This window comes from Cellulomonas sp. PhB143 (genome assembly GCF_003752595.1).
In the GTDB taxonomy this organism is placed as follows: domain Bacteria; phylum Actinomycetota; class Actinomycetes; order Actinomycetales; family Cellulomonadaceae; genus Paraoerskovia.
Genome location: NZ_RKIJ01000012.1, coordinates 1 through 13,452, shown reverse-complemented (window position 1 = coordinate 13,452; position 13,452 = coordinate 1). Strand labels below are relative to the sequence as shown.

Genomic DNA, 13,452 nt, shown 5'->3' with positions numbered 1-13,452 from the left:
CGTGGGACAGACGGAGATCTTCGAGGGAGAACGGACGCGCCTCGTCGGCATCGCCGCGCGGGTGCTGGGAGACCGCACCGAGGCCGAGGACGTGGTGCAGCAGGCATGGCTCCGGCTGCACCGGACCGACGCCGACATCGAGAACCTTCCCGCCTGGCTGACCACGGTGACCACCCGGCTGTGCCTGGACAGGTTGCGAGCACGGGTGCCCGCACCGGTCGGGGAGGTCGCGGAGTCCGCGACCTCCGCGGGGACTCCGGACCCGGCCGACGCCGTCGCGCTCGCCGCCACCGTGGGCGCCGCCCTCCAGGTGGTCCTCGACCGGCTCTCGCCCCAGGAGCGGGTGGCGTTCGTGCTGCACGACAGCTTCGGCTTCGAGTTCTCCGCGGTCGCCGCCGTCCTCGGCACCACCCCCGTCGCGGCGCGGAAGCTCGCCTCGCGCGCCCGCGCGAAGGTCGCCCAGCCTGCGCACGAGGACGCGCTCGCCACCTGGGAGGTCGTCGACGCGTTCATGGCGGCCGCGCGGGAGGGCGACTTCGACCGGCTGCTGCGGCTCCTCGCCCCCGACGCGGTGGTCACGGCCGACGACGCGGCGATCCGGGTCGGCACGCCGGGGCGGATCGAGGGGCCTCGCGAGGTCGCGACGTTCTTCGACGGCAGCGCCCGGGCGGCGCTCGCGGTGTTCGCCGACGACCGCCCCGGCGCCGCGTGGTTCCACCGTGGCGAGGCGAGGGTCCTGTTCGACTTCGCCGTCTCCGGTGGCCTGGTGCGGGGCATCACGTTCCGCGCCGAGCCCGAGGTGCTTGCCCGGGTGGTCCGCCGGGACGGTGCGGAACGACAGCGACGACCCGGACAGCCACGACCCGGGCAGCACTGAGCGGTGCTGGTCACGTTCGCGGCGTGCCGATCGTCGGACAGACGAGCACCATCGACCGCAGGCACGAACCGGCCGCGACGCGGTCCGGACCACACCGAAGGAGACGGAACGATGAAGACCATGACCTGCCGCCAGCTCGGCGGCTCCTGCGACCTGGAGCACCACGGCGAGACGGCCGACGACGTCATCAACGCCCAGGACCAGCACCTCAAGGAGACCCGGAAGGCGGGCGACGAGAGCCACCGCGAGGCGAGCGACGCCATGCGGGGCCGCTGGATGCACCCGAAGAAGTCCATGGGTTGGTACAACGACACCAAGGCGGCCTTCGCGGAGCTCCCCGAGAGCTGACCGCGGGCCCGCCCCACCGCCGAGCGCGTCATCTGTCGGCCCGATCGACGTTCTCGACCGACAGATGACGCGCTCGGCAACGTGTGGGTCAGCGGCAGCTGACCGCGTCGTAGTCGGCCGTGACGTCCGTCGTCACGTCCTGACCGTCGACCGTGCCGGTCGCGGTGACCGTCACCGACCCGCCCTCGATCGACCCGGCACGCGAGTTGAACGACTGCGACGCGCTCTTGCCCGGCGCCACGCCCGCCACCGTCGTCGACCCGAACGGGGTCTGCAGCCGCAGACCCTGCACGACGTCGTCGGTGTTCGTCGCCCGCACGGCCACGTAGGCGTTCTGCCCCACGCACCGCCCGACCGCCGTCACGTCCACGGCGAGCGCGGGCGCGTCGTCCGCGTCGAGCGCGGCGACGTCGGCCGCCGGCAGCGCGCGCTGCCAGGCCCGGACGTCGTCGACCGCCCCCGGCCAGAGGTCCGCGGCCCTGCCCCCGGCCTTCCCGCGACCGACGGCGAAGGCGCCCGACGTGGCCGGCCCGCTCGCCTGGCTGAGCACCTGCTTCTGGGCGACGCCGTCGACGTACAGCGTGTACGTGCCGGCGTTGGCGTCCCGCACGCCGACCAGGTGGTACCAGCGACCCTTCTCGGGGACGGCGTCCGCGAGCGCCCGGCCCTGCTCCGTCGAGAACGCGAACCGGCCGTCCGCGGCGGAGTACTGCAGGAAGAAGCCGCTCGTCGTGGTCCCGTCCTGGCTGACCGCCGTCGCCCACGAGCCCGTGGACGCGAGGTTCACCCGCGCGGAGACCGTGAAGCTGCCCGAGGTGTCGAGCACCGGCCCGCTCGTGGCCGCGCTCTGCGCCTTCCCGTCGAACGTGAGCGCGGTGCCCCCGCCCGCGCCGGTGCCGCCAGGAGCGCCGGCCGTCCAGGACGGCCCGCCGGCCAGCGCCAGGTCGTGCCCGCCGCCGGAGGAGTCCGCCGCGACCGTCCCGCGGCCCTCGTCGAGCGACCACGCGCCGACCGGCGCCGTCGGCCCCACCGGGTACGCCACCCGCAGGCTCTGGCGGGTGTGCGTGCTCGCGGCGCCGCCGGGTCCGGTGTAGGTCGCCTCGGCCCGGACGTCCGCCGTCGCGCCCGACGCCGCCCCGGCCGGCGGGGTGACGGTGAACGCCCAGTCCGCCGTGCCGCCCGCGGGCACCGCCCCCGGGGCGCTCCCCACCGGTGCGCTCGTCCACCCCGCGGGCAGGGCGAGCGACGCCGCCGCGTCGGCGAGCCCCTCGCCGGTGGTGTCGCGCACCGTCACGGTGACCCGCGTCGGTCCGTCCACGGGCACCGGTCCGGCCGCCGACGCCGGACCGACGCTCACGTCGGCGTCCAGGCTCGACGCCGACCACGCCTCCAGCTCCGTGACCCCGACGAACGCCCCCGCCGGGTTGGTGAACAGCAAGCGCAGCTGCGTCGTCGTCACCTGCGGGAAGGTCACGTCGTTCGGACCGTTGCCGACCGGGGCGTCGCTCGCGCGAGTCTGGTCGGGGACGTCCGTCCACGCGCCGTCGTGCAGGTACTGCAGCCGGTACCCGGCCGCCGGGCGCACGCCGCCGCCGTCGGAGTACCCGGACCAGCGCACGTGCGAGACCGGCGTCGGGACGCCGAGGTCGACGCCGTACCAGTCCTGGGCGTTCGGCGAGGAGTAGTTGGTCCACCGCGTGCTCTGCGGCACCTCGTCGTACCAGGTCTTGCCGTCGATGCCGTTCCACGCGTCGTCCGAGCGCCAGGTGTACGAGGCGATCGGCTTCGGGTAGCCGGTGCGCAGCGCGTTCGCGGCGTCGTTCACGACCCTCGGCGCGTCCTGGCCCGGCGCGGGCAGCGTCTCCCCGACCGTCACGGTCGTTCCCTGAACCGTGTCCGACGACGTGACGAGCCGCCCGTCGACGTACACCTTCAGGCCTGGGCCCTGTCCATAGTGCGAGCCGTCCTCGTCCCACAGCACGCTCACGTCGTGCCCGTGGTACGGGGCGTTCTCCACCGCGAAGTGGTCCCAGTCGGCGGGCACGAGCGGGTCGATCCGTAGCGTGTCGTCGGCCTGCGGCTGGAGGCCGAGCAGCCCCGAGAGCACCAGGTCCGTGTACGTCGAGTGCAGGTAGTCCTCGCTGTGCGCCTGCCCGTCGTAGATCCAGCGGTCCTGGTCGGCCGAGTGCGCCTCGGCGACGTAGGGCTTGCCGTTCTTGTACTGCGTGCGCGCGTAGGTCTCGAGCGCGTCGGCGTAGTCGTCGCGGGTCACGACGTCCTGCACCGGCCCGTCCTGCAGCAGGTTCGCGAGCCCGGTCAGGGTCTGCGACGTGGAGAACGGCCAGCTCGGGCCGTCCCAGTGGCAGCAGCCGTCCGAGCCGTCCGTGTACCAGGGGCTGCGGCGCTCCGCCGTCGTCGGCCCGAAGGGCGCGGCGAAGCCCTGCGGGTCGAGGAGCTGGGACCACGCGGCGCTCGTCCCGTCGTCGGCCGCGCCGAACTGCCAGGGGACGTAGCCGATCTCCTCACGGGTGTCGAGCAGCTCGTGGTCCGGGTTGTCCTCGCGCGGCATGGCGAGGTAGAACTGCCGCTCCGGGTCCCACAGCCACTTCTTCATCGCGGCCTTCAGCGCTCTGGCCTTCGCCGCGTACTCCGCGGCGGTCTCGTCGTCCCCGACGAGGCGCGCGATGTCGCTGATCGCGCTCGCGTCGCCGTACTGGTAGGAGTTCAGCGTCGGCCGGAAGCCGTCGCCTCCGTGGTACGGGTCGTCCGACTGCGCGGACGAGGCCGAGAGCTCCATCGCGTCCCACACCGGCACCGACCAGTACAGGCCGAGGTCCTCGTCGAACTGCCCGTCCCAGCCGGCGTACTGCTTCTTCAGCTCCGGCAGGAGGTCGGCGAGGCCGTCGAGGTCGCCGGTGACCTTCGCACGGCCGTAGGCCGCGCTCGCGACCCAGAAGCTGTACTGGTGCGCCCAGTCGGTGGTGTCGGGGTTGAACGTCTCGGTCGCCGGCTTGGCGCCCGCGCCCGGACCGGTCAGCCAGAACTTCGTGTAGTCGTCGAGGTACTCGCGGTCGCGGACCCAGCGGCCCTCGGTGATCTGGTGCCCGGCCGCCGCGTCGATCGCCTGGTAGGGCGCGGCGTACCCGCAGCAGTCGAGGAACTCGGTGAGGATCCACCCGTCGTCCGGGTTCGTGTACCGCAGGTGCTCCTTCCACACGCGCCATCGGTAGTAGTAGACGTCCTGGATCTTCTCGTCCGGGAGGTCGACGAACGGGATGTTCGACTCGTACCAGTCCGGGTCGTTCATGCCCTCGAGGTACGAGGCGTGGTCGAGGAAGTGCGTGCCCTGCCCGACCTCGGGCGGTGCATCGGCCTCGGCGGCCACCGCCCCGAAGGACGGGAGGGTCGCGGCGAGCGCGACGGCGAGCACGGCGGCGGTGCCGGCGCGGCGCCCGCGGCGTGGTGGGACGGGGTGGTTCGGCATGGCGACCTCGATGTCGTCGTCGGGATGGCGCCGAGCGCGCCATCCGTCGGTCCCCCGGCTCCGGAGGGCCGACAGATGACGCGCTCGGCGGTGGTGCTGTGCGGCTCAGGTCAGCGGCAGCTGACCGCGTCGTAGTCGGCCGTGACGTCCGTCGTCACGTCCTGACCGTCGACCGTGCCGGTCGCGGTGACCGTCACCGACCCGCCCTCGATCGACCCGGCACGCGAGTTGAACGACTGCGACGCGCTCTTGCCCGGCGCCACCCCCGCCATCGTCTTCGACCCGAACGGGGTCTGCAGCCGCAGACCCTGCACGACGTCGTCGGTGTTCGTCGCCCGCACGGCCACGTAGGCGTTCTGCCCCACGCACCGCCCGACCGCCGTCACGTCCACGGACAGGTCGGGCGTCTCGGCGCCCTCGCCGTTCATGACGTCGACGACCTCGTCCGCGCTCAGCGCGCGGTCGAACGTCCGGACGTCGTCGATCGAGCCCGGCCAGTAGTCCACGGGGTTGCCGTGCCACTCGCCGCGCCCGATGGTCAGCGGGCCCGACGGGTCGAACCCACCGCAGACGGACGACTGCCCGACCTGCTTGCCGTTGACGTAGAGCGTGAGCGTGTTGGTCGCGGAGTCGCGGACGCCGGTCACGTGGTACCAGCCCTTGCCGACCGGGTCGACCTCGTAGGTCGCCCGCGGCTCGCCCTCGTAGGAGAACGCGAACACGTTCTTGCCGTTGTCGTTCCCGTACTGGAGGTAGAAGGCGCTGTTGCCCGTCGCGTCGTCCTGCGCAGCGATCGTGGCCCAGTTGTTCACCTTCTTGTCGAGCTGGACCCACGCGGAGACCGAGTAGCTGTTCTGCGTGTCGACGACCGGGCCCTTCGTGGCGAAGGCGTCCTTGGTGCCGTCGAGCTTGACCGCGGAGCCCGCGCCACCGTGCCCGGCGACCCACTGCGGGTTGCCGACGGCGGTCGCCGTCGCCCCGCCCACGGAGTCCTTCGCCGTCGTGCCGGAGCCCTCGTCGAGGTTCCACCAGCCGGTGCCCTTCAGGCCGGGCGTGCCCGGGTCGACGTCGTCCGAGGTCCGCTCGGCCGCGGCGATCACCTTCTGGTTGACGTCGCGGACCTGGTCCCCGTCCATCTTGAGGACCTTGCGGTCGTAGGTGTAGAAGCCGTTGAGCTCCCCCTCGACGTCGCTGATCTCCGTGTACACGGAGCCCGACAGGTAGCACTGCGCCGGCCGGACGAGCGCCTCGGTGTTCTGCACGTACGCCTTGGTCAGCGACGCCTTGTCGGTCACCTCTCCGTAGGGGTTGACCGAGCCGCCGGGCCACATGTGCCCGAGCACGCTGAGCGAGAACCCGCCGTGCTCACCGTCCATCGCCGCACGGGTGGCGTCCGGCTTGGGGAACGCCGGTCCCGTGTACTGGTGGTAGTCGATCATGTCGCCCTGGCCGGAGTCGCCCTTGGACGAGCAGCAGTTCACGCCGGAGTGGCCGTCGACCAGCCGGCTCGGGTCCTGCGCCTTGACCGACTTGATGATGCGGCCGGTGTCGGTGAGGTTCCACTCGCCCCAGCCCTCGTTGAAGGTGACCCAGCCGATGATCGAGGGCACGGACTTGTGCTGCTCGATGATCTCGTGGTTCTGGGCCTCCCACGTCTGGCGCGCCTGCGCCGTCACGCCGGCGTCGTTGAACCAGCCGCTCGGCATGTCCTGCCAGATCATCAGGCCCATCTGGTCGGCGTGGTAGTAGAACCGCGCCGGCTCGACCTTGATGTGCTTGCGCAGCGTGTTGAAGCCGAGGTCCTTGTGGGCCTGGATGTCGAACTTGTACGCCTCGTCCGACGCCGGGGTGTAGAGACCGTCGGGCCAGAAGCCCTGGTCGAGCGTCGACATGAGGAACGTCGTCTTGTTGTTGAGCTGGACGCGGTTGACCCCGTTGACCTTCGTCACCTGGATCTTGCGCATGCCCACGTACGAGCCGACGCTGTCGCTCGCCGCGCCGTCCGTGAGGGTCACGTCGACGTCGTACAGGTACGGGTCGTCCGGCGACCACAGGTGCGCGTCCGGGACGGGAAGGGTGAGCTCCTCGCCCGGCGCTCCGCTGACCGTGCCGACCTCGTCGCCGTCCTTGTCGCGGGCGACGGCGGTGACCGTCGCGTCGTCGGACGCCGAGGCGGACTTCACGGTCAGCGCGACCGTGCCGTCGTCGATGTCGGGAGTGGTCTGCACGGCGTCCACGGACGCCGTCGGCACCGGCTCCATCCACACCGTCTGCCAGATGCCCGACGTGGGCGTGTAGAAGATGCCGCCCGGGTTGTTCGTCTGCTTGCCGACGGCCTGCTTGGTCCCGTCGGTCGTGTCGACGACGCCGACGACGACGTCCTGCGGGCCGGTGCCCTGCAGCGCGTCGGTGATGTCCATCGAGAACGCCGTGTAGCCGCCCTCGTGGGTGCCCACCTGCGTGCCGTTGACCCACACGGTCGCCGCGTAGTCGACCGCGCCGAAGTTGAGCATCAGGCGGTTGCCGTCACCGACGTCCCAGCCCTCCGGGACCTCGACCGTGCGGTGGTAGAACATGTGGTCCTCGCGGCGCTCGATGCCCGAGAGCTGCGACTCGACCGCGTACGGGACGGTGATCTTCTCGTCGTAGGAGACGTCGGCGGGGGTGTCCCCTGCCTCGGCCCCGGCGAAGTCCCACTGCCCGTTGAGGTTCTGCCAGTCGTCGCGCGTCAGCTGCGGGCGCGGGTACTCCGGCAGCGGGGCGTCCTTGTCGAAGTCGTCGGCCCACGGGGTGGTGATCCGGTAGGTCGAGCTGTTCTCGACGGGGAAGTTCAGCGCGGGCACGGCCTCGCCGCCGACGGTGAGGTCGCCCTCGCCGTCGTAGACGAACCGCGGGTCGTCGCCGCGGCTGATCGCGGCCGCGAGGTCCGCGTGCAGGACGTCGCCCGAGGCGCTCGTCGCGTCGATCGGCCAGCTCGTGCCGTCGACCGTCAGGCGCACGTGGTCCGCCAGGTCGTCGGCGCCGCCGACCTCGTCCGCGAAGGTCACGTCGAGGCCGGTGCCGTCCTCGTCGACCTCGCCGAAGGCGGGGAAGCTGTCGTAGTCCTCGGGCAGCGAGAAGGCGCTCGCCGGCACGACCTGCTTCTCGAGGCCGTCCGTGGACCAGGACAGGTGCATGTTCGCCCCGCCGGTGGCCTGGAACATGTCCATCCGGAACGAGTAGGACTTGCCGGCCTCGAGGGTGATCGTCGTGGACTTCTGCTCGATCTCCCAGTCGTTGACCCAGTGGTCGAGCAGCTGCTTGCCGTCGACCCACAGGCGCATCCCGTTGTCGCCCTTGGCGTAGAACGTGTACGTGCCGCTCTTCTCCGGCGTGATGCTGCCGGTCCAGCGCGCGCCGGTCTGCTCGCTGCGGCCCGTGAGGTCCTCGAAGGTGCCGGTGAGGCTGCCGAAGTCGATCTGGCGGTCGATGACGGTGGCCTTGAGGTTGGCGTCCGTGAGCTGCCAGTCCGGCGTGGTCGTGACGAAGTAGTCACCCTTGAGGCCCGCGCGCAGGTCGGGCTGGTCCGCGGTGGGGGCGACCGCCCCCGTGGCACCCCCGGCCGAGCTCGGCGCGGCCGCGACGGCCACCCCTACCCCCAGCGGGATCGTCAGGGCGGTGGCGACCACGGCGGCCATCGTGCGTCCGCCCGGTCTCACCCCCCGTGCCAGCGCTGTCAGTCGAGACATCGTCCACTCCTCGTCGAGTCTGATGGATCTCTGGTGCTCCGGGGCCGCGCGCGTCGTCCGCAGGTCCGCGCCCGAGCGACGTCGCTCCGGCGAGGGTGGTCCCCGCACGACCCTCCGTCGGGTCGTCGGTCCATCACACACGTTCGTTCACAAATGCGCAAGAGTTAGCACGGCGAGCGGGCGAGGAGGCCCGCAGCGGCACTGAACGGCCCGCATCGGGCACGACACATCCGAGGGATGTTGCCTATTGTTCGTTTACCGAGCCGACGTGCGGGCCCGCCGAGGTCAGCGGTCGACGCCCGCCGGCCGCACGACGCCCTGCCAGTCCTCGGGCACCAGGTCGGGCACCGAGGCGTCCACCTCGCCCGACCACGCGCGGCACTGCGCGACGGCGTCCGCCAGCAGGTCGTGCAGCACGGCGTCGGTGTCGAACACGTAGGCCTCCGCGAGCGCCTGGACCGCCACCGCGACGATGCTCGGGGCGGCGTCGCGCACGAACCTGCTCGTGCGCACCCGCCCGCCCACGCAGAACTGCTCGGCCCACGCCGTCGTCGTCGGGAGCGCGTCGAGAACCTGCGCGGACCGGTCGGTCCGCGAGCCCGGCGCCCGGCCGTCGAGGTCGTCGAGCATCCGCTCGCAGCCGAGGACCGCCACCGCGAGGGTCTGCTGACGGTCGGCCGGCGCCACGGGGAGCGCCGTCTGCGCGGCGAGCAGCGCGATGCGCACCGCCCACCGCGGGTCGCTGCTGTTCAGCCCGATCACGGACGGCACCAGCGGCGCCAGGCGCGGTCGTCCCGCGTTCGACGTCAGGTCGTTCACCGCGCGCGCCAGCATCGCCAGCAACGGGTGGGTGCACGCGGGGTGGTCGGACCACTTCTCCCCCGCCAGGTAGGACGCGAGCTCCATGAAGCACGCGCCCCGCTTCGGGTTGCGGTGCTTGCCGCGTCCCAGCATCGGAAGCATGTCGAACGAGTCGGTCAGGGTCACTCCGGTCACCCCCGGGCAAGAGAATCTCGTCCGTCCAGTGTGCGACCGTCCCGGACGCCGCGCAACGGGTCGGGCCCCCGGGGCGGATACTGTGGCGCATGACCGACGCGACGGCGCTGCACGACCTGCTCGAGACAGGCCTCGGGCGCGCGCAGCCCGACCCGTCGTTCGACCGCTTCGCCCGCCTGGTCCAGCGCCAGCTCGGCGTGCCGACGGCGCTCGTCTCGCTCGTCATGGACGACGAGCAGGTGTTCCCCGGCGCGCTCGGCCTGCCCGACGAGATCCAGCGCTCACGACGCACCCCGCTGAGCCACTCCTTCTGCCAGTACGCGGTGGCCGACGACGCCCCGCTGGTCGTCAACGACGCCCGCACCCACGACCTGGTCCGGGACAACGGCGCCGTGCTCGACCTCGACGTGATCGCCTACGCCGGGTACCCGATCCACGACCTGCGCGGCCGAGCCGTCGGCGCCCTCTGCGCCATCGAGCCGGAGCCCCGCGTCTGGACCGAGGAGGAGCTCGCCGCGCTCGCCGACCTCGCCGAGGCGTGCACCGCCGAGCTGCGGCTGCGCGCGGAGCGCGAGCGGGCCCGCCGCATCCAGCACGCCGCGGTCCGGGCCAACCGGCAGAGCCGGGCACTGCTCATGCTCAGCGAGGCCTTCGCGGACGCGACCTCGCTCGAGGACGTCGAGGAGACGCTGACGCACGTCGCCACCATCGGCCTCGGCGCCCGCTGGACGGGGCTCGCGCTCGCCGACGCCACCGGCGCCGCCCTGACCTTCACGTCCAACACGTTCCACCCGCCGGGCGAGGTGCACGAGCCGCTCATCGTGCCCGTGGACGACGACTCGGCCGTCGCCACCGCCGCCCGGACCCAGTCCGTCCTCGCGTTCCGCGACGCCGCCCACGCCGCCGAGGAGTTCCCGGCCGACCGCATCGACCCGGGCACCGGCGCGCGGGTCCTCGTGCCGATGCTCTCGGGCAAGCGGACCGTCGGCGTCGTCGTCATCGTCTGGGAGGCGGCGCACGAGCCCGACGACGACGAGCGCTCGGTCGAGCGCGCCCTGGCCCGCTACACCCTGCAGGCCGTCGACCGGGTCCGCCTGCTCGAGGACCGGCGCGAGGTCGCGACCACGCTGCAGACCGCGATGCTCACCCGCCTGCCCCCCGTCCCGGGTCTCGAGCTCGCGGCCACCTACTCTCCCGCCGCGCGCGTCGACCAGGTCGGCGGGGACTGGTACGACGCCGTCGTCCTCGACGAGCACGCCACCGTGCTGATGATCGGCGACGTCACCGGGCACGACATGCGCGCCGCCGCCCAGATGGGCCAGCTGCGCTCGATGCTGCGCTCGTTCGCGTGGAGCCAGGACGAGTCCCCCGCGACGCTGCTGCGGCTGCTCGACCGCGCCAACGACGGCCTCGGTCTCGACGCGACCGGCACGGCGCTCGTCGCGCGGCTCGACCGGACCCGCGGCTCGCGCAGCTACACGCTCACGTGGTCCAGCGCCGGGCACCTGCCCCCGCTCGTGCTGCGCGCGGACGGCACCGCCGAGATCCTGCACGGTGCCTCCGACCTGATGCTGGGCGTCGTGCCGATGACCCCGCGCACCGACCACGTCGCCGAGCTGCACCGCGGCGACACGCTCGTGCTCTACACGGACGGCCTCGTCGAGGACCGCACCGCGCCCACGGGCACCGACACCGAGTCCGTCCTCGCCTCGTTGCGCCAGCACGCGGACACCCCGACCGGCGCGCTGCCGAACTCCGTGGTGCGCGGCGTCGTCGGGCAGGGCCAGCGGGACGACGTGGCCGTGCTCGTCGTGCGCGTGCGGGCGGGCGTCGCCGAGCGGGCCACCGCGACACGGAGCCCGGTCCGTCGCACCCGCTCCGTCGCGCCGGGCCCGGCGTCCACGGGCCCGACCCGCCGCTGGGTCGACGACCTCCTCGAGAGCTGCGCGGTCAGCGCCCGCGTGCGGCGCGACGCGATGCTGCTGACGAGCGAGCTCGTGACGAACGCGCTGCGCCACGGCCTCCCCCCGGTCGAGATCAGCGTGCGGGTCGACGACGCGCGGGTCCGGGTCGCCGTCTCCGACGCGTCGCCCGAGCACCCCGTCGTGCGCGACCCGTCCCCGTCGGAGTCCGGCGGCCGGGGCATGCAGCTGGTCGCCCGGTTCGCCACGCGGTGGGGCGTCGTGAGCCGCGCCCGCGGCAAGTCGGTGTGGTTCGAGCTGCGCCGGGACCCCGGCAGCGCCCCCGAGGCGCTGCCGGTGCGCCACTGATGCGGGCGGCGGGCGGCCCCGCGGACGCCGCGCGCCCCGCGCACCTGACGCCCGCGCTCGTGGCCCTGGTCGCGGCCGGCGGCGCCGTCGGGACCGCCGGGCGCTACGGTCTCGCGCTCGCCCTGCCGGTCGCCGCGGGCTGGCCGCTGCCGACGCTCGTCGCCAACGTGCTCGGCGCGTTCGCGCTCGGCGCGCTGCTCGAGGCGCTGCTCGCGCCGGGCACCGAGACGGCGCGTGCCCGGCGGGCGCGGCTCGGGCTCGGCACCGGCGCGCTGGGCGGGTTCACCACCTTCTCCAGCCTCGCGTTCGAGGTCGAGCGCCTGCTCGCGGACGGCGCGGTCGCGACCGCGCTCGGCTACGCGGGCGCGACGCTCGTGCTCGGCTACGCCGCGTGCGTGCTGGGCGTCGGGTGGGCAGCACGCCGCCGGCGCGGCCGGCGCCGCCGGGAGACCGGGGCCGCCTCGTGACCTTCCTGCTGGTGATGCTCTGCGGCGGGCTGGGCGCCGCGACCCGGTTCGTGGTCGACGGCGCGGTCCGCACGCGCCTGCGCACGGCGTTCCCGTGGGCGACGGTCACGGTCAACGTCAGCGGCTCGCTCCTCATCGGGGTCGTCATGGGCGCCGTGCTGTTCCACGGCTCCGGCGAGGGCTGGCACCTGCTCGTCGCCACGGGCTTCTGCGGCGGCTACACGACGTTCTCGACGGCGATGGTCGAGACGGTCCGGCTCGCGCAGTCCGGCCGCGCGCGGCTGGCGGCGACCAACGCGCTGGGGACGCTCCTGCTCGCGGTCGCGGCGTGCGCGGCGGGGCTGGGCCTCGCCGCCCTCCTCTGAGCGCGGCGCGTCAGAGGTCGTCCCCGATCACCGAGAGCACGTTGCCGGCCGGGTCCGTGAACCACGCGATCTCCGGCCCGCTGCCGCCGGGGTCCGGGTCGGGCCCGCCCCGGAACACCCCGTCGTCGTCCACCTGCATCGGCGTGCCCTCGTAGGTCTCGAACTCGACGCCGCGCGAGCGCAGCTCGGCGACGGCGGCCGCGACGTCGTCGGCCACGAGGTTGAGGACCGTGAAGCTCGCGGGCACGTGCGCGGGGCCCTTCGGGTAGATCAGGACCGTGCGCCCCGGGCCGAGCGTGACGCGCAGCATCTGCTCGCCCTCGACCCGCAGCCCGAGGACGTCGGCGTAGAAGCGGCGCGCCGCCCCGACGTCGTCCACCGAGAACCCGCTGAACCCTGTGCTGAACATGCTGCCTCCCCGGCACCGTCGTGTGCTCCCATCGTGCGGCCCGCCGTGCGAGGCTGCCTCCCGTGCCGTCCTACCGCGTGACCCTCGCCGTCGGGCTCCTGAACCGCTCGACCGACCCGGCCGACGTCGTCCCCGCGGCCGCCGCCGCGGCGGCCGGCCTGGCGACGGTCGAGTCGAGCGACGTCGGCGTGGTCCGGGGGCGGGCGCGGGTCACCGTCCGCTTCACCACCGACACGGACGGGGCGGCGGCGCAGGTCGCCCAGGCGGTGTACCACCGGGTCGAGGAGCTCGCCGAGGCGTCACCGCCGCGCGTGACGCGCCGCTGGGGCAGCCGTTGGCACCCGCTGCGCTGACTCCCGGCCCTCCCCCCGCCCGCCGCACTCCGCCGAGAAGTGGGGGGGGGGCCCCCCGGCCCCCCCCCCCCGGGGGGGGGGGGGGGGGGGGGGGGGGGGGGGGGGGCCCCCCCCCCCCCCGGGGGGGGGGCGGGGGGGGGCCCCCCCGGCCCCCG

Annotated in this window: 10 protein-coding genes; 6 read left to right on the top strand and 4 right to left on the bottom strand. The window is 73.6% G+C overall.

Annotated elements, in window-relative coordinates; all coding sequences use genetic code 11:
• Position 1 precedes the first annotated feature (1 nt).
• Both EDF32_RS08315 and EDF32_RS08310 read left to right on the top strand, forming a co-directional pair.
• Positions 2–877, top strand: a complete 876-nt coding sequence (locus EDF32_RS08315; RefSeq protein ID WP_123308088.1) for a sigma-70 family RNA polymerase sigma factor — start codon at positions 2–4, stop codon at positions 875–877.
• Between the two features lie 111 nt (positions 878–988).
• Positions 989–1,225, top strand: a complete 237-nt coding sequence (locus tag EDF32_RS08310; RefSeq protein WP_123308087.1) for a DUF1059 domain-containing protein — start codon at positions 989–991, stop codon at positions 1,223–1,225.
• A gap of 88 nt (positions 1,226–1,313) precedes the next feature.
• On the opposite strand, the gene EDF32_RS08305 is transcribed toward EDF32_RS08310, so the two are convergent.
• The 3 genes from EDF32_RS08305 to EDF32_RS08295 form a co-directional block, all read right to left on the bottom strand.
• On the bottom strand, positions 1,314–4,709 hold the full coding sequence (locus EDF32_RS08305; RefSeq protein ID WP_123308086.1) for a LamG-like jellyroll fold domain-containing protein: 3,396 nt from the start codon (positions 4,707–4,709) through the stop codon (positions 1,314–1,316).
• Between the two features lie 110 nt (positions 4,710–4,819).
• A complete protein-coding gene (locus EDF32_RS08300; protein ID WP_199734868.1) occupies positions 4,820–8,377 on the bottom strand; it encodes a LamG-like jellyroll fold domain-containing protein in 3,558 nt (1,185 codons plus the stop codon).
• 345 nt (positions 8,378–8,722) lie between these two features.
• Complete coding sequence (locus EDF32_RS08295) at positions 8,723–9,433, bottom strand: hypothetical protein (RefSeq protein ID WP_233565809.1); 711 nt, start codon at positions 9,431–9,433, stop codon at positions 8,723–8,725.
• 89 nt (positions 9,434–9,522) lie between these two features.
• Here EDF32_RS08295 and EDF32_RS08290 point away from each other — a divergent pair, with 89 nt between their 5' ends.
• The 3 genes from EDF32_RS08290 to EDF32_RS08280 are packed head-to-tail and all read left to right on the top strand — an operon-like array spanning position 9,523 to position 12,535.
• Positions 9,523–11,703, top strand: a complete 2,181-nt coding sequence (locus tag EDF32_RS08290; RefSeq protein ID WP_123308084.1) for a SpoIIE family protein phosphatase — start codon at positions 9,523–9,525, stop codon at positions 11,701–11,703.
• Entirely contained in the window at positions 11,703–12,170 is a 468-nt protein-coding gene (locus EDF32_RS08285; protein ID WP_123308083.1) for a CrcB family protein, read from the top strand. The genes EDF32_RS08290 and EDF32_RS08285 overlap by 1 nt, the downstream gene beginning before the upstream one ends.
• Positions 12,167–12,535: a CrcB family protein gene (locus tag EDF32_RS08280; protein WP_123308380.1), complete on the top strand. Its 369-nt coding sequence runs from the start codon at positions 12,167–12,169 to the stop codon at positions 12,533–12,535. The genes EDF32_RS08285 and EDF32_RS08280 overlap by 4 nt, the downstream gene beginning before the upstream one ends.
• A 10-nt stretch (positions 12,536–12,545) precedes the next feature.
• Here EDF32_RS08280 and EDF32_RS08275 read toward each other — a convergent pair whose 3' ends face one another.
• Entirely contained in the window at positions 12,546–12,944 is a 399-nt protein-coding gene (locus EDF32_RS08275) for a VOC family protein (protein ID WP_123308082.1), read from the bottom strand.
• 62 nt (positions 12,945–13,006) lie between these two features.
• Here EDF32_RS08275 and EDF32_RS08270 point away from each other — a divergent pair, with 62 nt between their 5' ends.
• Positions 13,007–13,297 (top strand): hypothetical protein, encoded by a 291-nt coding sequence (locus tag EDF32_RS08270; RefSeq protein WP_123308081.1) that lies wholly within the window; start codon positions 13,007–13,009, stop codon positions 13,295–13,297.
• The last annotated feature ends 155 nt before the right edge of the window (positions 13,298–13,452 follow it).